Source organism: Bacillus sp. FSL M8-0063 (assembly GCF_038005545.1).
GTDB lineage: Bacteria > Bacillota > Bacilli > Bacillales > Bacillaceae_G > Bacillus_A > Bacillus_A wiedmannii.
Genome location: NZ_JBBOTJ010000003.1, coordinates 125,530 through 147,620, shown reverse-complemented (window position 1 = coordinate 147,620; position 22,091 = coordinate 125,530). Strand labels below are relative to the sequence as shown.

21 protein-coding genes and 1 pseudogene are annotated in these 22,091 nt (G+C 33.8%); 15 read left to right on the top strand and 7 right to left on the bottom strand.

What is annotated here, in order from left to right; genetic code table 11:
- The first annotated feature begins 11 nt into the window (after nt 1-11).
- The 10 genes from MKX31_RS27240 (at nt 12) to MKX31_RS27195 (ending at nt 9,971) form a co-directional block, all read left to right on the top strand.
- Nucleotides 12-1,208 (top strand): bifunctional lytic transglycosylase/C40 family peptidase, encoded by a 1,197-nt coding sequence (locus tag MKX31_RS27240; RefSeq protein ID WP_262787852.1) that lies wholly within the window; start codon nt 12-14, stop codon nt 1,206-1,208.
- A gap of 51 nt (nt 1,209-1,259) precedes the next feature.
- Entirely contained in the window at nt 1,260-1,856 is a 597-nt protein-coding gene (locus MKX31_RS27235; protein WP_340981747.1) for a hypothetical protein, read from the top strand.
- 349 nt (nt 1,857-2,205) lie between these two features.
- Nucleotides 2,206-2,910: an alpha/beta hydrolase gene (locus tag MKX31_RS27230; protein WP_262787854.1), complete on the top strand. Its 705-nt coding sequence runs from the start codon at nt 2,206-2,208 to the stop codon at nt 2,908-2,910.
- Nucleotides 2,911-3,344: 434 nt separating this feature from the next.
- On the top strand, nt 3,345-3,545 hold the full coding sequence (locus MKX31_RS27225) for a helix-turn-helix transcriptional regulator (protein ID WP_000903070.1): 201 nt from the start codon (nt 3,345-3,347) through the stop codon (nt 3,543-3,545).
- Between the two features lie 5 nt (nt 3,546-3,550).
- Nucleotides 3,551-3,844, top strand: a complete 294-nt coding sequence (locus MKX31_RS27220; RefSeq protein ID WP_000964484.1) for a hypothetical protein — start codon at nt 3,551-3,553, stop codon at nt 3,842-3,844.
- A 749-nt stretch (nt 3,845-4,593) separates the two neighbouring features.
- Nucleotides 4,594-5,463 carry an RNA-binding protein gene (locus MKX31_RS27215; protein ID WP_262787855.1) on the top strand — a complete coding sequence of 290 codons (870 nt, stop codon included), beginning with the start codon at nt 4,594-4,596 and terminating at the stop codon, nt 5,461-5,463.
- Nucleotides 5,463-6,434 (top strand): hypothetical protein, encoded by a 972-nt coding sequence (locus tag MKX31_RS27210; protein ID WP_340981746.1) that lies wholly within the window; start codon nt 5,463-5,465, stop codon nt 6,432-6,434. The genes MKX31_RS27215 and MKX31_RS27210 overlap by 1 nt, the downstream gene beginning before the upstream one ends.
- A 513-nt stretch (nt 6,435-6,947) precedes the next feature.
- Complete coding sequence (locus MKX31_RS27205) at nt 6,948-7,664, top strand: hypothetical protein (RefSeq protein WP_340981745.1); 717 nt, start codon at nt 6,948-6,950, stop codon at nt 7,662-7,664.
- A gap of 332 nt (nt 7,665-7,996) precedes the next feature.
- Nucleotides 7,997-8,881, top strand: coding sequence for an Rpn family recombination-promoting nuclease/putative transposase (locus tag MKX31_RS27200; protein ID WP_340981744.1), 885 nt, complete (start codon nt 7,997-7,999; stop codon nt 8,879-8,881).
- A gap of 904 nt (nt 8,882-9,785) precedes the next feature.
- Nucleotides 9,786-9,971: a hypothetical protein gene (locus MKX31_RS27195; RefSeq protein WP_098103479.1), complete on the top strand. Its 186-nt coding sequence runs from the start codon at nt 9,786-9,788 to the stop codon at nt 9,969-9,971.
- A 215-nt stretch (nt 9,972-10,186) separates the two neighbouring features.
- Here the strand turns inward: MKX31_RS27195 and MKX31_RS27190 are convergent, their stop codons facing one another.
- Nucleotides 10,187-10,660 carry a CDI toxin immunity protein gene (locus tag MKX31_RS27190; protein WP_222655467.1) on the bottom strand — a complete coding sequence of 158 codons (474 nt, stop codon included), beginning with the start codon at nt 10,658-10,660 and terminating at the stop codon, nt 10,187-10,189.
- A 309-nt stretch (nt 10,661-10,969) separates the two neighbouring features.
- On the opposite strand from MKX31_RS27190, the gene MKX31_RS27185 reads away from it, so the two are divergent.
- Entirely contained in the window at nt 10,970-11,767 is a 798-nt protein-coding gene (locus MKX31_RS27185) for a LysM peptidoglycan-binding domain-containing protein (RefSeq protein ID WP_222655466.1), read from the top strand.
- A 563-nt stretch (nt 11,768-12,330) separates the two neighbouring features.
- Here MKX31_RS27185 and tnpB read toward each other — a convergent pair.
- From tnpB to MKX31_RS27160, 5 genes are all read right to left on the bottom strand, one after another.
- On the bottom strand, nt 12,331-13,452 hold the full coding sequence (gene tnpB / locus MKX31_RS27180) for an IS200/IS605 family element RNA-guided endonuclease TnpB (protein ID WP_340981742.1): 1,122 nt from the start codon (nt 13,450-13,452) through the stop codon (nt 12,331-12,333).
- Nucleotides 13,453-13,926: 474 nt separating this feature from the next.
- On the bottom strand, nt 13,927-14,268 hold the full coding sequence (locus MKX31_RS27175; protein ID WP_340981801.1) for a YolD-like family protein: 342 nt from the start codon (nt 14,266-14,268) through the stop codon (nt 13,927-13,929).
- A 123-nt stretch (nt 14,269-14,391) separates the two neighbouring features.
- A complete protein-coding gene (gene ltrA, locus MKX31_RS27170; protein ID WP_340981740.1) occupies nt 14,392-16,374 on the bottom strand; it encodes a group II intron reverse transcriptase/maturase in 1,983 nt (660 codons plus the stop codon).
- 786 nt (nt 16,375-17,160) lie between these two features.
- Complete coding sequence (locus MKX31_RS27165) at nt 17,161-18,420, bottom strand: Y-family DNA polymerase (protein ID WP_340981739.1); 1,260 nt, start codon at nt 18,418-18,420, stop codon at nt 17,161-17,163.
- Nucleotides 18,421-18,530: 110 nt separating this feature from the next.
- Nucleotides 18,531-18,761: a helix-turn-helix domain-containing protein gene (locus MKX31_RS27160; RefSeq protein WP_000498616.1), complete on the bottom strand. Its 231-nt coding sequence runs from the start codon at nt 18,759-18,761 to the stop codon at nt 18,531-18,533.
- A 291-nt stretch (nt 18,762-19,052) separates the two neighbouring features.
- On the opposite strand from MKX31_RS27160, the gene MKX31_RS27155 reads away from it, so the two are divergent.
- The 4 genes from MKX31_RS27155 to MKX31_RS27140 all read left to right on the top strand — a co-directional run bounded on the left by MKX31_RS27155 (nt 19,053) and on the right by MKX31_RS27140 (nt 21,814).
- A complete protein-coding gene (locus MKX31_RS27155; protein ID WP_001202739.1) occupies nt 19,053-19,373 on the top strand; it encodes a hypothetical protein in 321 nt (106 codons plus the stop codon).
- Nucleotides 19,374-19,388: 15 nt separating this feature from the next.
- Nucleotides 19,389-20,555, top strand: a complete 1,167-nt coding sequence (locus tag MKX31_RS27150; RefSeq protein ID WP_340981738.1) for an FtsK/SpoIIIE domain-containing protein — start codon at nt 19,389-19,391, stop codon at nt 20,553-20,555.
- Between the two features lie 22 nt (nt 20,556-20,577).
- The gene (locus MKX31_RS27145; protein ID WP_098079891.1) at nt 20,578-21,153 is read left to right on the top strand and encodes a replication-relaxation family protein; all 576 of its coding nucleotides are present in this window, start codon (nt 20,578-20,580) and stop codon (nt 21,151-21,153) included.
- Nucleotides 21,154-21,457: 304 nt separating this feature from the next.
- Nucleotides 21,458-21,814 carry a YxeA family protein gene (locus tag MKX31_RS27140; protein ID WP_071731700.1) on the top strand — a complete coding sequence of 119 codons (357 nt, stop codon included), beginning with the start codon at nt 21,458-21,460 and terminating at the stop codon, nt 21,812-21,814.
- Between the two features lie 78 nt (nt 21,815-21,892).
- Here the strand turns inward: MKX31_RS27140 and MKX31_RS27135 are convergent.
- A pseudogene (locus tag MKX31_RS27135) lies at nt 21,893-22,012 on the bottom strand (vancomycin resistance histidine kinase VanS); the annotation flags it as partial.
- Nucleotides 22,013-22,091 lie beyond the last annotated feature (79 nt).

Here is a 22,091-nt window from a genome sequence, read left to right as displayed (position 1 = left end):
GGGTTTATACATTGAGTGCGGAACCAAATCGCGACCTTGAAAATGAACATCATCCTGAAGCTGAACTAGGGAAGGCGGCTGGTAAAGGATCAAAAGTAGCGGGTAAAGCAGTTGCACAAGTAGGTAAGAAAGTAGCAGTTAAAGTAGCACAAAAGGCAGCTACAGTTGCTGTTGCAAAACCATTATTAATAGTAGCCGGTGTAAGTTTGGCTGTTATTGCAGGTTTAGGTATCGTGATATTTTTATTAACCGCCACAATGAGTGAAGATGAAGTTAGTCCTGGAGGAATTGGTGGTCCTTTTGCCCCAGGTACTGCAAGTGTCAGTCCTGAAGTCATGAGATGGGAGCCATTGGTAAGGAAATATGCGGCGCAACATGGCATAGAAGCAATGACTCCATTAATATTAGCTCTTATTCAACAAGAAAGTTCTGGAACACAATTGGATGTTATGCAAAGTTCTGAATCACAAAATCATCCTCCGGGTTATTTTACAGATCCAGAAGAAAGTATTAAATATGGTTTAATGCATTTTGCTGATTGTCATAAAAAATCCAACGGCGATCAAAATATTACATTACAGTGCTATAACTACGGAACTGGCTACGCTAACTACGCAGTTTCGAAAGGTGGATATACTCACGAGAATGCAAGGGCATTTTCTGCAGAGCAATCAGCTAAAAATGGGTATAAATGTGGTTCATGGCGAAGTGCAGAGGCAGTAGCTAATAATTGGTGTTATGGTGATCCAGACTATGTCCCACATATTATGAGATACTATCAACCTGGTCAAACCCCTGGTGGTTCTGGTGGAATTGCTGGTGGTAGCGTTTTAGGTGATGATGTATTCCAAGCAATTATGACAGAAGCACTAAAGTATCAAGGATGGCCATATGTGTTTGGAGGGCGAACACCAAATACGTCATTTGATTGTAGTGGAATTATTGAGTATACGTATTCAAGAGTTGGTATTAATTTATTTGGTACTGCACAAACCCAATGGGATAAAACCCAACGTATAGCAGATCCTAAGCCAGGAGATTTAGTGTTTTTCCATAGTACTTATGCTACAAGTAACTACATTACGCATGTTGGCATTTATGTAGGAAATAATACAATGTATCATGCTGGCGATCCGATTGGCTATGCTGATTTAGGTAAACCATATTTTCAACAGCATTTTGCGGGATATGGTCGTGTAGTTAGATAATAATGCATGTAACATCTAGCAACTTATGAAACTGCGAAAAGGAGGTAAATCATGAAGAAAATCACCATTATAATAGCAATTTTATTAATAGCTAGTGTAGGGTTTTTAATAAAATATCAATCTGATAATGAAAAACTTAAAACTGATAATATAGAATTAACGAAAAAAGTGGAAAAGGTGGAGGCACAATACAACGATACGAAAAAGGAGTTGTCAGCTCTAAAGAGTAACAATCAACAACAAGTAAAAGAAGCGGCAGAACGATTTCTTAAAGCTTTCCGTACTTATGATACGGGTAAAGGTGAATCATACCTTGCTAATATCGATGCATATATAACACCAAATGCAAAGAAAGAATTAACACCACCAGGTGGACCGACGCAATCTGCTCCTGGAACTGGAGATGAGAAAGAAAAGAAGAAAGTTTCATTTCAATCTGAATACACAGGTGGCGAGTTGTATTATGTATTTTTGGATACTACGAAAGCAAATGTATTAGCAAAAGTGAAGAGTAGAATTACAGTTAATGGTGTTTCATCTGATAATATGTCATTAATGCAAATAAATCTTATCTATGATGGAAATAAGAAGTTATGGCTTGTTGACAAGCTTATACCTTTAGCCGATTTAAAAGATCGTATGCCTTAAGTGGTGTAGCCAGATTAAATGTAGAGTAATAGAGGTGCAGAGATAATAAAGCTGTTTAATTTATAATATAGTCATTTAAAAAATAATATAATTTTTTAAAAATCCTTCTTCTGCTAACGGAGTAGATTAGCTCAATAAGGAATCCAAATAAGAACTTATAGCTTCTGAAGAAATAAAAAAAAGAAAGATTTTAAATACAAAATAGACTCTGTTATATAGAGGCAGAGGAAGAGAGAAATTCATTTGTGATAAATTAGTAATAGTTTGATTTGTTTAAAACTGAGTGAAGGATTATAAAGTGTGTGCAGTTTTTGGCCAATTCTTATATGTCTTATTCGACGGAGGAAATATGCATAAAGATAATTTTAAAATTAGTAATATTCCCACGGTTTTATGGGGAGATAAGAGTGAAAAAATTTTTATTGCAGTACATGGAAATATGTCAAATAAGGAAGATGCAGTTATTCAAATATTAGCTGAAGAAGCCAATCAAAAAGGTTATCAAGTATTAAGCTTTGATTTACCTGAGCATGGAGAAAGAAAAAATGATAATACTCCTTGCAAAGTACAGTTTTGTATTAGTGAATTATCTATAATTATGAATTACGCAAAAGAACAGTGGAAAGAAGTAAGCGTGTTTGCATGTAGTATGGGAGCTTATTTTAGCCTTTTAGCCTATCAAAATGATGTGTTAAAAAAGGCATTATTATTATCACCAGTAGTTAATATGGAACGAGTTATCGAAAATATGATGAAAGGGTTTAATATAACACCAGAGCTTTTGCAAAAAGAAATGACTATAGAGACACCTATTGGTCAAAAGTTATATTGGGATTATTTATGCTATGTAAAAGAACATCCTATTAATACATGGAATACAGATACATATATTATGTATGGAGCCAAGGATGAACTGTGCGAATTTGAAACTATTAACTATTTTACAAAAAAACATCGTTGTGAATTAGAAGTCATGGAGACAGGTGAACATTACTTTCATACTGAAGAACAGTTAAAGATATTTAAACAGTGGTTAAACAAACATATCGATTAACAAATTACAATTTATCTTGAACCTGTTAGAGAAGAATGGTGAATATATAAACTGATATTATATTTGAGAGATATTATAAATGTGAATGTAATCACTTAAACAAACAGGTGCTTTAGTTCAATAAGAATTAAACAACTTTAAGGATCCTTACCACACACTAGATTGTAGCAAGGCTCTTATATTTTCATAATAAAATTAAATAACTATATTATCAATTTACAATAGAAAAACCCCTCTTAGCGTTGTTAATAAGAGGGGTTTTTAAGTGTTTACTGTAACTTTGAAATAAAGTCGTACTGTTTTAAAGAAAGTGTGGATTTGCAATAAAGTTTAACTATTTTGAAAGAAGATTAACTGTTTATAAAAACCATTTTGTCAAAAATACTTTACGGATTGTAAGAAATAAATTACAATTATCTTAAGAGGTGTTGCTTTTGTTACATAATAGAATTGTAGTTTGCCGAGCAGAAAAAGGTTGGACGCAAGAAGAACTGGCAAAAAGGGTGGGTGTTAGTCGACAAACTATCGCTACTCTTGAAAAAAATAAATATAACCCTTCTCTAATTCTTGCCTTTAAAATCGCAAATGAATTTGAAAAGCCAATAACTGACGTGTTCGATTATCAGGAGGAGTGAGTCATATGTTGTGGTTAAAAATTTTATTTTTAGTTGTAATATTCATCAGTCAGATGTACGTAATACAATTTCAGTCCAGTGACGAAGCAAAAGACGAAAGAGGGAGAGAAATTCAATATAAAACAAATAATGTGTTGTACAATATCTTATCTGTAGGTATCATTGCCATATATATTTTTCAATCAATAGATATAGTTTCTTCAGAATTTCTACCTGATTTATTGTTATATTTCGTGCTTTCATTAAGTGTACTAGGCAGTATTTTTATATTTATCAACAGAAACAGGAAAAATTACTAACATGAGTTAGGATTTTTAACTTTTTCTGTTAGGCCAATGAACAAAATGTATCTTTAAAAAGTGAAATTTATATGCTGATTATGAAGGAATATTATTAAACTGAAAACTGCATTCATTTAAGTAGATTACATAAAATAAACAATCTTTTTTATAAAAGCTTAAGGAATCCAAAATTAAAATCTATACATTTTCATTAAACCTTTTCAAAGTGTGTGGATTTTTTCTATAATTTCATCTCAAAGCAGTATATATCCCGAAAGGGAGTTTAAACAATTATTTTGTAAGCACAAAATTCACTTTTATAAAAAATAATAGTACTTCATATCAATATAATGAATTAACACGGCATCAAAAGAATATGCTGCATATTGTACAATATAAAACCTCTTTTCTGTCTATAAGAATGCAGAAAGAGGTTTTTTTAATAATGTATTCACTAATAGCGGTTGTAAAAGGCTCATCTTCTAATCCTTCAAATAAGCTTTTTTCTCAAGTTTATCTATATCTACCTTTTTAGCTCTTTAAAGCTAATTTTTTTGTATACTGTCCATCCATATAATCATATACGAAAAGTTGTCCATTTTTTAATCTTTATGAATAAGGTAAGGTGCAGATCTAGTGAAAAACAATTAAAAATTTTAGAGAATATTTCTAAAAAACTTAGTTTCTCAGTTAAAAGTAACAATAATTCTAGTAGAAGTATTATTTTGGGATTTTTAAATATTGAATGAGGGAGAGGAGATATTTTTATGGAGTCAAAAACTTATGAAAAGCTACAAGCATTACGTAGATATAAGGAGCCAATTCAGGCAGTATTGAGAACGGTTAAAAGACAAGATAAAGACGATTCAGATACTGAATATGCTGAGTTCGCCCTTGAAAACGGAAAAATTATAGGTATTTGTAAAAAAGAGGACTTCTCTCATTACTCTTTTAGAAGTATTACTCAATTCACAGGTAATATTTTTAATGTAGTAATTACACAAATGTCTGATGAACTGGATGTAAATAAAGTACAGGTTTCAGTAAAAGAAGCTAGCAGGAGATCGGCAGATGCGTTAATTCGTGAGTTAATAGAATTGGAGCAAGATGAAAGACTTCGGGAACCTACTTACGAAGCTGAGGTAACTGGATATAACATGAATGCTCAGGTTCCAACCATATTCTTACGCATCAATGGTGCAGAATGCTTCATGAAATTACATGAACTAAACTATGGAAGAGTGTATAAAAACGCTGTGGATCGCTATGCACCAATTGGTAAACATATCCCAGTTAAGGTTCTACAATTTAACCCAGAACAGCGACTAATCCACGTTTCTAGAAAAGCAGCCGTGGAAAATCCTTATCAGTTATTATCTGAATTAGCTGAAGGGGATACAATTGTAGGAAGGGTTGTAAATGTTGACCCGCGTTTTGGAGTTTTTGTTGAATTGGACCAAGGCTGCACAATTAAAGGAATTGTCCCTAAAACAATCGAACAGCCAGTATTGGATGACGTAGTAAGTATGAGAATTGTAAGTGTGGATGTGGAAAAAGAGAGAGGGTCGGGGGTTATCTTTAAGTTTCCATTTGGACGCAAAAAAGTTAACGATCCAACGGCGTTTTTATATAACTAATGAGTGCGCCGCAGGTTTCCGTACAAGAGAATGGAAAGGCGGTTCAATATTGGCTTAATAGGGACCAATCTTTATCACTTTGGGATGACCCCTCTTTACAGGGGGGACCAATTTTTCCAGATAAATTCAAACCACTCACAGATTTACGCAGTATTTATGACAGAATTAATTCAGGTTTTATAAATGAAAAAGATAATTTAATACTAAAGCTTATTTGGGATTCATTAGCGATTACTGAAGCTCAAATTAAAAATTTTGTGGAATCCAAAATTAGTAGGTCTCAGGTTTCAGAATCGCTGAAAAAACTGGCACTGTATGGATTTGTTAGTAGATGGGAGATAAAATCGGGGCTATTTCCGGATCAGCCTAAAACCTCTGCTCCAATTACTCTAAATACTGCTGGTCATTTAATGATGTGGGCTTACCATAACCGTAATACAAACTATTCTTTAAAGCCAGAACAGTGGTTAAAACTTGGAGTAGCAGGGGTACAAAGATTTGTCACTATGAATCAAATAAAATATGAGTTTGCAGTAGGCCAACAGCTATTAAAAAACTGGTGCTGGTATCCAAAGCTAAAAGGTACTGGTAATGGTTATAATCCAATTGCTGTTGGAGAAATTAAAGCTCCAATTGGAAATCAAAACTTCATATTTGAAAGGGTGCAACAGGGGCAGCGATATGCACAGCACTTAAAATCGCGATTGAAAATTTGGGAAGATCAAATTCAAAATGGGCCAAATAATTTATTGAACTTCGAAAATACGAAGAGTTTACCAGGTATTTTTATTTTATCTGTATCAAATCTCGCTTTGGCAGAACATGTTAGAAAGGAGCTAATGTTAGACTTACGAAAGATTCCTATAATGCTCGTAATAGACGAATGTATTCACAGTGAGGGATTCGCAAAATCTTTTTATATTTCAACTCAAAACGGAATTCAGCAAGTACCATTACCATTTTTGAGATAACAAGAGCTGCTTCAGGTAAATATGCTGAAGCGGCTCTCTGTTGTTCTAACGATGAATTGATATTCATAACTCAACTTTTGTTTGAAATATATCTACTTTTATTTTTTATAGATTTCGGGAAATAAATTATATGTATATATTGATTAATAATTTATAATATACCATTGCGAGAAAGAAGGCCTGTTTTTGATACTTTTTTTGTTTTTATCGATTAGAAGAACTAACTATTATATATTGAAAATTAAGACAATTAAAGGTATTATATAGATAAGACTTTCTTTTTTTCTTACTTTTCATAATCAATTACTAATATAACCCTTTCGGGGCTATGATTTTGTAGAGCAAAACTGCTTGCAATTATTCATATACCTGAAAGGGTTTTTATATTTAAAAACAATTAAGCTGGTCCCATTATTTAGAGGTTTTCTATAAAGAAAGTGCGATGATTTGTTAATTTGTAATGTGAAAACACTACGAGTTATTAAAATTAAAGCATTAAGGGAGGAAATTATAATGGTAGGTGAAACTTTTAAAAATTTGCTAATAGGTCTGGCTGGTTTAATAGTGGGGTTAAGTACTATATATATAATAATTAAATATAGCTTCAAATTAACAGTAGAAAAAGCTATACCTAACTTAATAGCCTATGCCAGCTTATATTTACCAGGAGTTATAACGTTTGGCTTAGTTGGTTATTTTTCGAATTCATGGATTTTTGGAATTGTAATGGGTGTCATAGTTGAAGCAATTCGTTTCTATGGGTTAGGAAGAATACTAAATCAAATATCCACTTCTTTAAGAGCGATGAAAGTGAAAAATGTTATATCAAAAGCAAATAAAAAAGTAAATGTTAAAAATAAACCTTTAGAGGTCATTGAAGCTTCTGAAGTTAACATAGAAAAAGAGAGCAGGTCACAAGAGAAACCAGCAATTGAACTAAAAAAAGAAAAAGAGAAAATTATAAAAACAGAAAAGCTAGAAATAATTGATGATGCAGATGAAGTTAAAGAGTCAGAAGGAATGGAAGGATTAGAACTTATTGCGGTACTTGAACACCTGGAAATGGTCGCAGAAACTAAAGATGATGTAATAGTGGAAAATGGTACGACGGTAAAACGTAAGCGTAGACAAGCTGAGAGTACACCAGATACACAGAAAATCTATGAACAACTAAAACTAGTTATATTAAGTAGGAATTCAGAAAAGAAAAATGATGAAATGAGTTTTTAGTTTCTCTTTAAAGTGTAATATTATAGGAAATATTATAAAGATAAAGTGTTGTATGAGTGGGATATTAATTTAAAAATAGTAGGAGCCGAAGAATATTTAAAACAAAGCGCCTTGGAAAAAATTGATCATTTAAAGAATTTATATAAGGCTGTTAAAAATGAGGAATTAGATATAGAAATAGAGGTGCATGTGGAATCAAAAATACCATTTTGTCGGAATCACAAGTTTTTATAGGTTTAGACAACTTGATAACATAAGAGCCTGTTTGCAAGTTCTACCTTTTTTTATGTACAATAAGGATAAGAGATAATATAGGCAGGGAGAGGAAATCCATGTCCACTAAATTAGTAAATTTACGCATTGATTTTGCTTTTAAACAGTTATTTGGAACGAAAGGAAATGAGGAAATTTTAACGGGTTTCTTAAATGCAATTTTAGAGGAATCTTTAGATGCAGCTATTACATCGCTACAATTAGATGATCCACATCTCCATAAATCTTATGAAGATGATAAGTTATCGATTTTAGACCTATTAGCAACACTAGATAATGGAACGCAAGTAAATATCGAAATTCAGCTTCGAAATACACATGATATGGTAAAGCGATCTTTATATTACTGGAGTAAACTTTATACATCCCAAATGCAAGAAGGAATGCCATATCGTTCACTTCGGAAAACGATTACCATTAACTTACTAGACTTTATTTTATTTTCTCAGGATGATGCATTTCATACCACCGGACAATTATGGAATACTAAAATGCAGCAACTATTAAGTGACGACATTGAAATCCATTTTGTAGAGATACCGAAATTGGTAAAACAATGGCGTGAAGAAAAAGTAAACCCGTGGGAAAATACATTTGTTCGTTGGATGTTACTATTACCAGCACATGAAGATGAACATTTAACTCAAACATTGGAGGAGATTGCGATGAATCAAGATCCAATTTTACAAAAGGCAATAAATAAATGGGAAAATATGAGCCATGATTCTTCTTTCCGAACAGCATACGAAGCTCGGGAGAAATTACTTCTAGATGAACAAGCTAAGTTAGCTCATGCAGAACAAGAAGGCATGGAAAAAGGCATTGAGCAAGGTAAGATGCAGATGATCCGAGGAATGCATGAAATTGGTGTACCACTTGAAACTATTGCAAAAGCAAGTAAGTTGAGTGTGAAGGAAATAGAACGTATCTTAAATCTAAAATAAATATATATGGGTATACAGAACTCATGAGTAGAAAAAATTAGACGTTCATTATCATAGTATGTTTAATGGGAAAGCATTGCTGAAGATTTTGGCAGTGCTTTTTCTTAATCAATTTTTTGATGTTTTTCATGCTGCTCACAATTATATAGAAAAGTTGAAAGAAGAACGTGAAATGTATTCACGATTAATAAGGTTGTTAAAAAATAATAAAGGTACATAAAATCTATATGTTAATTAGTTCAGCCCCTTGGAGGGCGCTCCAAGGGGCTAAGATTCGAGAATTTTTAAACTCTTGCTAATTTAGATGAGAACTCCCTAAAGAGAACCTATGCTATTTTAACACTTAACTATTTATTTTTACAACTATATATATAGATGTAAATGTTTTATGGGTATCATGTTGTGTAACCATAATCGGTTAGCGAAGGCGATGGGACAACAGAAGTAATGATTGGACTTATGGAGTATAAATGAGAAGATTCTTAGTCTTCTCTCAACCACTAAACGTAAAGCGAATAGCTGCTAAAGAAAGATAGAAAGTTATATGATGCGGTTGCTTTTTTTTAGTTATATAGAAATTACACATTAAACATATTTAAGGAGTCATTTAGGTATAAAGATAATCGAATCATACATGGAAGGGTCTTTTCGAACATGCTAGTTACCTCAAATTATATGTATCATTTGGCACCTGTGCGAGGCTGCTTTTTTAATGCACATTATAATAGGGACAAGCATATTATGTAATAGGACGAGTTCTTCGTGTCCTATTCAATGCTCAGGATAACCCCAATTCACACTGATAGCACCAGTAGCGAGGGTGCTATCTTTTTATTGAAAAAATATTTAAATGTATATAATGTGATTATTGAATTAATATTTCAATATAAGGGGTACAAATTCGATGCGACGTAAAGAGGATTTGCTGAAACAATGGAAGGTGGATCTGCAAACTGTTCAAGAAGAAAAGAGGATGAAGAAGAAAGCTAAGAATAAGAAATATAGAATTCCTGGTAATACAGCGGGATTCATGAATGGAAAGAATACTTATCGTAAAGAAAATGGGGTATGGAAACAAAGAAATAAATGACGTGAAGGTAAATAAGTTTTGTTAAGTTTATAGCAAGTATTGTAGGCGCTTCTGTAATCTGGGTGGCGTCTTGTTTGTTGTTAAGGAAATATAACAAAATAAACGAATATAAGCACGAAATTAGAAGAAAAAAATAATATTCTTGTCGTTTGCTATAACCTACTAGGAAAAAGCTCATTTATAGAAAAAGAGAATGAGGAAAGTGGAATGGATTATTAGCGAAATCCAACCATAATCATTTCTTCATTTTTTATTTCAATTATAAATTTATATTCTTTATCCAATAACCAGAAATAAAAACTGACTGCATCAATATCAACTAGTGATTGGAATACTTTATCAAGATTTGTGCTTATTACAGGGATTTCATAGTTATCCCATAGTATAAAAATTTGTTCATCAAAACCTGGTTTGTTTTCTTTAATAAGGGAAATTAGTTGCTCTTTATTTAAAGCTATTAATTGATTGTCTATCTGTTCCCAATCTATTCTTCCAGAGACAGTTATAGGAAATGAATTTATTAAAGTATTTGCAATTTGTTGGCTTTTATTTTGAGAGAAAATGAGAGTTTCCTCTCCGAGAGATTCAATACATTCATTAAACAAAGGGTTTGTATCATTGCTATTTTTTGTTTTCAGTGCCCGTAACTTTTGTTGCATTTTCCATCGTCTTGAGGATCTATCACTCATTTTTATCATTCCTTCTACAATTAATTAGGAGTCAGTATAGCATATAGTAACAGTTCTTAGTAAAGAAACTATTAGGCAATTGAAATAAGCCTCTACTTTCACCATATTTAGTTTAAGAATTAGATTGTCCGATTCTTTTGAAACATAACTATAATAATTCAATTTCAATATCATAAGCAACCCAATTATTATATAGAAATACAAATTCAATGACTTGAATTCAATGTTTTGTTACGCTATAAATAGCTTGATTTGTTTTTAACTTAAACATATTAAGAGTACATAATAATTTTTAGGAGGATTTTTTGAATGAATTTATGTAAGGCGAAAACCTGGTTACCATTATCTGCTGCAATGATTACAGTAGTATCAAATCCAGTAGGGACTGCTGCTTCAACGGTTTATACGGTTCAAAAAAATGATACCCTAGAAGCAATAAGTAAACAATATGAGGTATCAGTACAATCACTTAAACAAGAAAATAATAAAGCAAATGATCAAATTTATATTGGAGAACGTTTAACAATTCCGGTATCGTCAACTGCAAACAAATATGTTCAAAAAAATAATTCACCAGTTTCAACTAATACATATCAAGCAATTTACCAAGTGAAAAGTGGGGATACATTAAGTTCTATATCACAACAATATAAGGTTTCAATACAGTCAATAAAACAAAACAATAACGTAGACGAAAACCATATTTTTGTCGGTCAGCACTTAAAGATTGATACTGGTATTTCATTACAAGAAGTGGATTTAATGGCTCGATTAGTAAATGCAGAAGCAGGGGGAGAGCCGCATGCAGGAAAGGTTGCAGTTGCAAAGGTAGTATTAAATCGTGCTAACGCAAATGGTTTTTCAAATACAATTACAGGCGTAATTTACGAACCGATTAAAAATGGTTATGCATTTACTCCTGTTACAGACGGTAGAATTAATCAGCCTGCTACACAGGAAGCAAGAATGGCAGTAGAAGAGGCTCTCACTTCAAAAGGAACAAATTCTGATTGGCTTTATTTCTATAATCCTCAAACATCGACTGACAAATGGATTACAACACGTCAAACCGTTGCACAAATTGGAAACCATCTGTTTGCTAAATAATAATATATTAGCGGAGTTTCCAATGAGATAAGGAGAGGTTATTTTTGCGTGTAATACATTCACTATTAGCAATATTAGCAGTTGTATTTTTAATTTGTGGTGTTATTATTCACGAGTATGTATTGGTGTTTTTGGTAGGAATTTGTTGCATGGTGATAGTAAGTTTTATAATTTCCAGCATACGTAATTGGAAAGAGAATAGAAAGCGTATTTCTATCGTGTATTTTACTTGTGTATTAATATTATTGCTATTAACACTATATCTTTTGTTTGTCACAGTTTATACACGTTCTTTGGAAATATAGTAGTTTTACATCTATATCAAAACCGCTCTGATAATGTTCTTTCTGTGGGTTTGAAATAAATCCACGATGTTTGTAAGAAAGACGCGAAGCTTTGAACAAAGTTGCGATGTTTTATCTCTTTAATCAAAGAATTTTAAATGCGTTTGGATTGGATTCTTTTGCGTATTGTACAGTTAGTTTTCTTTGAACTACCCCCACTTTCACTTCGTTTAGAAGAGGGGGGTTCCTAAGTAAAGAGTTCTATCTAACTCTAATTTATTAGGCTATCTCCACAGTCCTTGCGGTTAGAAGCCTTATCGCTTCATTCTTTAGATTGATACTTGCGTTAATATCCCTATCATGGTGTGTACGACAAGAGGGGCAGTCCCATTTACGTAGGTTTAGATTTTTAACGTCTTTGTTTTGATATCCACAACAAGAACATAATTGGCTGGAAGCAAATGTTTTCGATACGACAATGACTTGTTTGCCGTACCATTTTGCTTTGTATTCCAACATGATTCGAAACTGTGACCATGATACCTCACTAATTGCTTTTGCTAACTTATGATTCTTTAACATATACGATACTTGCAAATTCTCTATACCGATAACATCGTGGTTTTTGATGATTTCAGTCGAGATTTTGTCCAAGTAATCTTTTCTAGCATTCGTCATGTATTCATGAATTCTAGCTACTTTTACTCGTTGTTTATTCCATCGAGAAGATCCTTTCATTCTTCTAGAAAGAATACGCTGTGCTTTTGCCAACTTCTCTTCTAATGATCGAAAAAACTTCGGATTTTTATAGGTTGTTCCATCTGACAAAATGGCGAAATCTTTTAGTCCCACATCCATTCCAATGTAAGAATGTGTTTTCGGAAGTTCTTGCACTTCTGTTTCGACTAACAATGACACAAAGTATCTGCCAGAAGGGTTCCGTCTAACTGTAGCATTTACAATACGCCCCTCTACTTCGCGACTTTTGGCAAATCGAACAAGGCCTAGTTTCGGTAACTTTATCTTGTTTCCTACAACAGAAATGTTTTCATTTGTTTGTTTTGTGGTATAAGATTGTACGTTGTTCTTCTTAGATTTGAAACGCGGGGCACTGTTTTGTTTTTTGAAGAAGCGTGTATAAGCATCCGCAAGGTTGCGAACAGACGACTGAATCGCAATACTATCCACTTCTTTTAGCCAAACAAACTCTTTCTTCATGGCAGGAAGTTTGGCAGAGCATGTACCATATGTCAAACCTTTCCCCGTCTCTTTGTATGCGTTATCCCATAGAGATAGGAAATAATTGAATACAAAACGAGAACAGCCAATTGTTTTATTAATTAGGGTTGCTTGTGTTTTATTTGGATAGATACGAAATTTATATGCTTTATTAATCATCATTGATTTTACCTCCAGTTCTGCATATGTCTATCATACAACAAACATATATTCGATAGATGGTAAAGTAACAGTTTATGTATGTCGAACAATTATGATGGCTTCCTGCCATCTCTTGTCCGAAGCCAATTCATCTCCCACCTACTCACTTCGCGTTCCTTGAGGAAGGAGTCTTCTTGGCTAAAATGATAAAACTTAGATTTTCAAACGACTTTATTGTTATTTTTTCGTTTGGTGAAATATTTTTTATCAAAAATTAAACAACTTTATTTTTATTCTACAGTAGATACTTCCATATGAGTATACTAGCAAAAGAGACTCTATAATGGAGTCTCTTTTACTATAAGATATTTTTGACTCAAGTTTCATTTATTATATCTTTAAAATATAGTTTCATATCCTTAGCTTCGAATTCATTTATTTCAAGGGGGGAGCGCAATCATCACATTTAACATTTATACTTAGCATGGAATTCTTTTATTTTACATCAATAATATCCATGAATTTAAGATTAATTCTGTTATAAAAAGCATCTGTACATAGTATAGAACAATTCAATGGATCAATATCAGTTACGGTCATATAGTTAGTAAGCAAATAGCCATCTTCGTAATATGTAATCAACACCTCTTCTTCAGATAGTAATGAGCATAATAACATGTTCTCGATAAGTTCTTTTTTTTCAGAAGTTAAGATTGGACGTGCTACTTTATTCTTTTCCTTAATAATCTCACGTATACCATCAAATTGTTCTGTCATTGCAGCAAATGGAGTCCATTTCACCATTCCTCTTCCCTTTGGCATATTAGCGTTGTATATCGATAGGTAAGTTTTTGAAGTTATCTCTAACTTTTCTCCCGATCCGCACGGTACGTGCCACTTTCACGGCATACCGCGGTCCACCTATATTGTAGTGTTCTTTCCATCTAATAATGATAAATTCTAAGCAAACAACGCTAGTTGTTCATGATTTAATCCCACTTCAGTTTGTGATTCAATACAGATTTCCTCGTTTTTGACTAGCTTTCGCAATTTGTTAAGTTTGTCTAGCTGTTCCTCAGTGAGTTTAAGTTCATTGAGTAGTTGATTTATGACTTTTTCCTTGGTTGCGTGTATTAGTCTATGAACACTTGGTTTGATGATGGTAAGGTTTTTGTAGCTGTCATCCTTTGTTTCACTCCATAATCGCTTATGGTGACAATGGATATCCCAGGGCAGGAGTTTCTCGCCTGTCACACTACATTTACCTTTTTGAGCTACGTAAAGAGAGATTCGATTGTCATTGTATTCAACGGTTGTCTGCCCATTTATGACTGGATTTTCTCTTAGCCATTTAAGTTCTGTTTCGATTATGTCTGCCAAGTTTTTGTGTATCAAGGCTCGTCCTTCTACGGTGTACTTGTTAATGGCCTGCTTTTTCATCAACGGACTTTTGTGTTGAATATAGGCGATTGGTAGGATAGGACGTCTCATGAGATACCTCATCCTTTTTGACTTTAGATAGGGTTTTATACCTTTGTCTTTTCCTTCATATTTTCCTATATTCGTGTATCCATTAGTGTTGCTTTTTCCTCTTCTTATTGCCTTAGGGAAACGGTTATACATCATGCAGTCGAGTTCTAAACCCATTTTATCGAGGTCTATGCTGACATGCGTTGCTATTCTGTAATAGTTGTGCTTGCCAATGACAATGCTGTTGTATAAATTAATTCCTTTGATTGCTTCAATAGAGTTCGGGGTTTTCTGTATTTTTTTCACTTGTTTTGCTAAATCTTGCTTCGTCTTTTCCAGTGCCTTTAGTGATACATGTGTTTCTGCAATGTATCGTGTGTTCCCGTTTTTCCGTTTTCCTTTCTTTGTAGCTTTGAGAGAGAAACCTAAGAATTCACTCTCTTGCTTTTTCAGATTGGTAACTTTGGATTTCTCGGTTGAGATAGGCAGTTTCAATCGTTCTTCTAGCCACATTCGGCATGCTTCGAATATTTTCTCTGCATTACTTCGTGTGTTTGTGAAGATTTTGAAGTCATCTGCGTATCTTACGATGTACATTGGTTTCATTTTTGATGTTTTGGATAGGACGTATGTTACGTTGTCGTTACTCCAGATTCCATCTTTGTATCTAGGCTTTACCTTTTGGGCTTTGAATGTTTCCCATTGTTTACTAACCCACCAGTCAAACTCATTAAGATTAACATTGGCGAGCAGAGGGCTGAGGATACCTCCTTGCGGAGTTCCCTTCGTCGGAAACATTGTTGTACCGTCAGGCATTTTTACTGGTGCTTTCAATATTTTTCGGATAATGACGAGTAATTGTTTGTCCCGTATACCCAGTGTCCATATTTGACGCATGAGTTTGGCGTGATTTACTTCGTCGAAAAATCCTTTAATATCCACGTCTACCACATAAGTAAGGTTTTGTTGGTTTACCTTTTTTGTACTATCTGCTATGGCATGTTCTGCACTTCGGTTCGGACGGAATCCATAACTTCTATTACAAAATTGCGCTTCGCAAATAGGCTCCAAAACTTGAAGATTACATTGTTGGATAATTCTATCCCACATACTTGGTATTCCGAGAGGTCTTGTTTTTCCGTTGGGCTTAGGAATTTCCTTTCGTCTTACCTTTTGTGGTTGGTAGTTTTGAAAGCGTCTTTTAACTTCATTCAAGAAATAGCTCTGATTCATTCTTTCAATATCCTTGATGTTTATGTTGTCACAGGCAGATGTTTTACTCCCTTTATTTCCTTTTATGTTACGAAAAGCGAGGAGTATATTTTCGTCTGATGTGATAGTAGGCATCAGTTTATTGAAAGAATTTCCTTTGGTTGCTTTTTGGTATAAGCCGTCTAGGACAGTTTGAATACCGTAGTATTCATTGTGTCTAAGTTTCTTATCCTTTAGCGTGGGCTTAGATTTGTCATTCATGGTCTATCACCTACTCTTGTATTGATTTTTGGTGACCTTTTGAGTCTTACCAGAATCCATGCAAGATTAGATGGAAATTCAGTTCCTCCAATGTAGGCTTGTGGCTGTTCCTCCAGTTCCATTACAGAACCTTCTCGGGTCGTGCCACTACTCTCACTACTATTAAGAAGACTTCACTCGGTTATCCGTTTCGCATTCAACTATATCCGCCGATAGAGATTTCTCTCAACGTTAGTAGCTTTCGACGTTCCGTTCAGACTATCATTGTTTTAAAGGTCATATGACCTCCGGTTTAGGTGCTTGCTATACCCCGTACCTAGCTCCGTTGCCTATAACAACGTTAGGATTGTTACAACATGAATTATTCCAATCCATTAGACAAGTCTTATTTTCAGACTCCGAGTCATTTCTAACCCGTCACAATATCGAGGCGTACATTCGCAAGTTCGTCAGTGTTTACACATTCTCACCATGTCGGTTGACAGCATACAATACTTTATCAGTTCCATTTGGTTTATTATTCCGAATGGCTTTCGGTTATCCTGTAGGGTACTTCGGATAATGATTGCATGTTTTACCCTGCTTCCAACATCACGCTATGCCTAACGTATGCTGTCGGGAATCTCACTGGGAGAGTTTCAGGTCGTTACTCCTTCATTCCTCTCACTTGTCTGAACAGTTATCCTGTTCTTGTAGCCTTAGCTTATTTCTTTAAAGAACAGCCATCGTTTGTCGCTAAAAACGTTGTAATACCAACGTTTTTACTTAGTCGATAACGTCTCGCACTCATGATTTGTGTCCTCCTAACAATGTGTTTCTGTATCTTGCTGTAGCACTATTTGTATAAGAAATTCCTCTTAATATGCTGTTCTTACCAAACTTAGTGCGTATTTCATCCATTACCTTCGTTAATTTCATTTCTTTTTCTCGTTGTATTACATTGTCAAAAAGAGATATTTGTTCTTCACCTTCATTGATTAAGTTGGTTAAAGAAACATTGATAGATCTAATTGGTTCCCCTGTATAAAACTTATGTAAAAAATATGTACAAATATGATAGATATCCATTGTTAAATTAGTTGGTCGGTTCATAGTGTGAGTTTTTCTGAAACCACCAGCGTTACTGTAACCAATGGAAAAATGGATTGTTTGAGCTAGTTTGTTTTGTCTTCTCATCCGATAACAAACTTCCTCGATATGTTCCAGAAGGATAATCGGAAATTCTTCTATTGTGTAATCACGCATGAGTATTTGGCTTTTACCAATTGAAGTTGTTGCTGGTATGTATTTTTCTGCAATGCGGCTAAAATCAATGCCGTTGCTATGTAAGTGTAATTCTTCGCCAATAACCCCAAAACTTTGTTTTAAGTATTTGAGCGGGTATTGCGCTAAATCTCCGATTGAATATATTCCTTTTCGATTTAACTTTGCTTCTGTTTTACCTGAAATCCCCCAAAACTTACTAAGTGGTCGTATCGGCCATAATTTTATGGGTACATCTTCGTACTTCCAATATGCGATGCAGTCTTTTGTCTTCTTCGCTTCCACATCTAAAGCGATCTTACTCATTAAAGGATTAGGCCCAATCCCAATCGTGCATTCAATTCTTGTTTTCTCATATATTTCACGTTTGAATTTCAATGCGAATTCATATGGCTCATTCGCAAACAGATGGATACTATTTGTAATATCCATAAAGAATTCATCGATGCTGTATTGGTGGAAATCTTCAATCGGAACGTATTGTAAAGCTAATTTTGTTATGTAATTTGAGCATTTGATATAAGTTCCCATAATTGGGTTTACCACAAGAATGTCTTTACGTCGTGGTATTTCGTACAATCTTGCCATTTTCTTAACACCTAATGCCTTTAGTGGTGGTGTTGCAGCTAAAACAATGGAGCCACTCCTGTTTACATCTCCTACTACAGCTAATTTGGTATGAAGTGGGTTTAAGCCCATCTTGATACAGGACACACTTGCATAAAAGCTACGAAGATCTACACATAAAACAATTCGATTTGGCAATATTGAGTAGTCATACACCTTTATTCCACCTTAAATAATGGAACGTACGTTCTTATTATATGCGAATATATGTTCTTTTATAAAGGGTTTTTTATAAAAAAATAAAACTGACTCTAGTTAGCCAGTTTTTACATATCCCAAAAGTCGGTGGATTTAACGTTGGGTTTTATTTGCCTAATAACTTTTAAAATCTTTTTCATTACAGTTGGACTAGGTATGTATTCTTTATCATTGCACGCCTTTGAAACTGTAGGACGACTTAATTTCGCGGTCTTTTCTAAATCATTTTGGGTGAAGCCATTCCGATCTAAAAAATTACCTAATTTCGTTCGGTTTTTACCTCCGAATTTCCAAAACACTTAAATCCCTCCTGAACCTATTTTCAACATTGTGGACATAAATGTAAAAAACTATTCGCATAGACGGAAAAAGTTTTTTACATAATGTACAAGCTGTCCACAATAGGATGTATCAAAGCAGCTACCACGTTATTTATTAAGGTAGAAGAATACGAGGTTACCAAAGTAAGTTGCGAATGATTACCACAGTATTTATCAAGATATCTACCAAGGTAAAACTACCACGGTATTAAGTAGATGAAGCTATGTAATATCTACATTCTAAATTCTGTTTATAAAGGGGGCATTTAAATGCGTGCTAGTAAAGAAACAATTCCTTTTCGCGAGTTTATGGATCGGTCATACAAAGATAAAGAAAAAAAAATACGTAAATACAATTCATTAAGTCCTTTCGCATTCCTTCATATGTCGGATCAGGTATTACATACTTACATTGCATTAGGAGTTATGGGAACGATTTTAATCGGAGCAGTCATGTTAGAAAAATACTTGGTGCGACATGACTATATATCAGCAGCTAAATTTGTAAGTGAAGGTATTTATCACGGAACGCGAATTGGTGGAGTTTGCTTGATTGGATATGTATTTGTTCGTATCGTAATCATGTTTTAAGGAGGGAAGGGAGTAATGGGGATTATAAAGGAGTGGCTTCGTACGCAAAGGTTAAGGAATCAGCTTATGGAGGTGTTCGGAAAAGCAGGTTTATATACGGAACATCAAACACGCGGGGGAAAAGTGCCTATTTATCCAAAGGTACATATTGTTTCTTCCTCAGCAGAAAGTGTGAGATATGTGTTTACCATACCAAACGGTTTAGATCCACAGAAGATTGAAAAGAAGTGGTTTTGTTTCCAGCAAATATTAGGACGAAATATTACGATTGAAGGTGATGTGAAAAAATTTGTCCTACATGTATTTCGTTCAAATGCTGGACTAAAATCGTACAATTATTGTTATAAAGAATGGAAGCCACTATTAAAAGATTACCGTTTACCTGTTGTGGTCGGCAGGGACCAATTCGGAAAAATGATAGCATACGATATGATTGATTCCAATTCACCGCACTTATTAATTGCAGGAGAAACGGGAAGCGGGAAAAGTAGTATGGTACGTGTTGTATTATCCACACTTATTCAATATATGTCTCCTGAAAAGTTACATTTGTACCTTGGTGACTTAAAAAACTCTGAATTTCATTTTTTGCGTAGAGTGAAGCATGTAAAAGAAGTTTGTATGGAAGAAATCGAAATGAAAATAATGCTTCAAAAGTTATGGAAGGAAATCAGGGAACGAAGAAAGCTTATGGAAGAATATGAAGTTGATCATATTGATGTGTACAACAAATTAAATCCAAATCATCAAAAGTCATATATCCTACTTGCTATTGATGAAGTGGCTATGCTTAAAGATGAAAAAGAGTGTATGTCTACGATTGAAAAGATTTCAGCAGTCGGGCGATCACTTGGAATTTTTCTTTTGCTTAGTATGCAGAGGCCAGATGCCAAGGTGTTAGATGGTAAGTTAAAACTTAATATGACTGTAAGAATGGGCTTTAAATGTGATAGTGTAATTAATAGTAATATTATGGGTACTCCTGGTTCAGAGTATTTAGAGCAATCTGGCCAAATGATTTTTAAACGAAATGGATTAAAGAAAGTGCAAGCTCCTTATTTAGAATTAAGTAAGGCGAAAAAAATGGTTGAACCATATCGCATGTCTAAAGAGGAGAAGATACTCAAGAATTCATCGCAAGAAGAAATTCCGTTATTTGGGGTGTTAGATGATGAAGAGTAGAGATAAAGGAATTCTGAATGATTTGAAGCAATTTAGATGCATGTCCCGAGACGATATTATTGACTTGCATTTTCAAGGCTTAAAGAATGCGATAACCTGCTGTAATACGGTTATGAAACGATTAAGAAGAGACGGTCATGTTGATGCTAACGTATTGCAACACCCATACATTTATTTTCCGCAACCTAGTTCTATCAGAAAGACGAGTCAAAAAATTCCTCATTTCCTTGGTATTGTGGACGTATACAAACAACTTGTTCATTATGAAAACCCTAAGTTATTCAAAGTGGAACCAAAGTATGGGAAGGAATATATGGAGCCGGATGCTTTTACTATATGGCGTAGGTCGCCATTCTTTATTGAAGTTCAAAAGTCAGTGTACAGTAAAAAGATAATGCAAGATAAGATAAACAGATATGAGTTATACTTCCATAGTCAAGAATGGCATAATGAATATTGGCAACCGAAAACTTCTAAATTCTTTCCTTCAATTCTTATCATTACCGACAAATATTACGACGTTCAATCTCCTTATTTCCGCATATTCCAGGCGAATTCTATAGAGAGTTTTATGAATAATTTAGTAGTGAAATCATAAAGAAAGCCTGCATAGTGCAGAGCTTTTTTTCTTTCAATAATGTATTAAGTCATGTGTGATAATCGTTAAAAGGCAATAAATGTGAAGAGTGAATTTGAAGCAAGTTATGAAATAGTAAAAAAATGAAGAAAGTAATTGTTTAAATAATTTTTAATGGTTAAGCGAATATCTCATTTATAAACATTGATATAGGTAATTTTGTTATCTTTCGAAAATGTAATGTTGACGTAATGTTTTTGAATTTCTCTTCAAACCAGAACAGATTAAGATTACAGTATCATAGAAAATCAATGAGGTGAACAATATGAAAAAATATATGGCATTTTTTAGTCTTTTAGTTGTATTTGCAAGTTTACTAGTTGGATGTGATATCAATCGTATGGGTAAAGATGAATATTACGTTCAAATTACAATGGATGGAAAAGAGGGAGTTTCAAAATCTATGGATGGTAAAGTGATGGGAAAGGAGTATGAATATACATTATCGGGTTTTGATAAGGAAGGTAAAGAAAAAGAGTTAGAATTTATGGCACAAAAGAATCTTCGTAAAGAAGCATTCCTACGTGTATATCACTCAGAGAAAAAAGGTGTAACAGCTTGGGAGGAAGTGCAGGAAGACGAGCTCCCTAAGAAAGCAAAAGAAAAACTAGGTGTGAAATAATCAGTTATTTGTGATGGTGGATTCTCCTACGTGGAGGGTTCGTCGTTTTTTATTATATGTTATATTTTAGTTTTTTATATAAAGCATATTGAAAAGATAGGGTAAATCTTCTGGAATGATATCTTCAAAATTAATAACTTGTACGATAACCTCTCAATTATCACTAAATCCATTCATATCAACAAATTGTTCCACATATCACTTTGTACCAATATCTTTTAAAGTACGCTAAAAAATGCCCTTTATCTTATCTTTATCTTATCTTTACCTTATCTTT

What these genes read in the sequence shown, in the direction of transcription:
- MKX31_RS27235 (WP_340981747.1), top strand. Translation starts at nt 1,260, where the DNA reads ATGAAGAAAATCACCATTATAATAGCAATTTTATTAATAGCTAGTGTA.
- MKX31_RS27230 (WP_262787854.1), top strand. Translation starts at nt 2,206, where the DNA reads ATGCATAAAGATAATTTTAAAATTAGTAATATTCCCACGGTTTTATGG.
- MKX31_RS27220 (WP_000964484.1), top strand. Translation starts at nt 3,551, where the DNA reads ATGTTGTGGTTAAAAATTTTATTTTTAGTTGTAATATTCATCAGTCAG.
- MKX31_RS27215 (WP_262787855.1), top strand. Translation starts at nt 4,594, where the DNA reads ATGGAGTCAAAAACTTATGAAAAGCTACAAGCATTACGTAGATATAAG.
- MKX31_RS27210 (WP_340981746.1), top strand. Translation starts at nt 5,463, where the DNA reads ATGAGTGCGCCGCAGGTTTCCGTACAAGAGAATGGAAAGGCGGTTCAA.
- MKX31_RS27205 (WP_340981745.1), top strand. Translation starts at nt 6,948, where the DNA reads ATGGTAGGTGAAACTTTTAAAAATTTGCTAATAGGTCTGGCTGGTTTA.
- MKX31_RS27200 (WP_340981744.1), top strand. Translation starts at nt 7,997, where the DNA reads ATGTCCACTAAATTAGTAAATTTACGCATTGATTTTGCTTTTAAACAG.
- MKX31_RS27195 (WP_098103479.1), top strand. Translation starts at nt 9,786, where the DNA reads ATGCGACGTAAAGAGGATTTGCTGAAACAATGGAAGGTGGATCTGCAA.
- MKX31_RS27190 (WP_222655467.1), bottom strand. Translation starts at nt 10,660, where the DNA reads ATGAGTGATAGATCCTCAAGACGATGGAAAATGCAACAAAAGTTACGG.
- MKX31_RS27185 (WP_222655466.1), top strand. Translation starts at nt 10,970, where the DNA reads ATGAATTTATGTAAGGCGAAAACCTGGTTACCATTATCTGCTGCAATG.
- tnpB (WP_340981742.1), bottom strand. Translation starts at nt 13,452, where the DNA reads ATGATGATTAATAAAGCATATAAATTTCGTATCTATCCAAATAAAACA.
- ltrA (WP_340981740.1), bottom strand. Translation starts at nt 16,374, where the DNA reads ATGAATGACAAATCTAAGCCCACGCTAAAGGATAAGAAACTTAGACAC.
- MKX31_RS27155 (WP_001202739.1), top strand. Translation starts at nt 19,053, where the DNA reads ATGCGTGCTAGTAAAGAAACAATTCCTTTTCGCGAGTTTATGGATCGG.
- MKX31_RS27150 (WP_340981738.1), top strand. Translation starts at nt 19,389, where the DNA reads ATGGGGATTATAAAGGAGTGGCTTCGTACGCAAAGGTTAAGGAATCAG.
- MKX31_RS27140 (WP_071731700.1), top strand. Translation starts at nt 21,458, where the DNA reads ATGAAAAAATATATGGCATTTTTTAGTCTTTTAGTTGTATTTGCAAGT.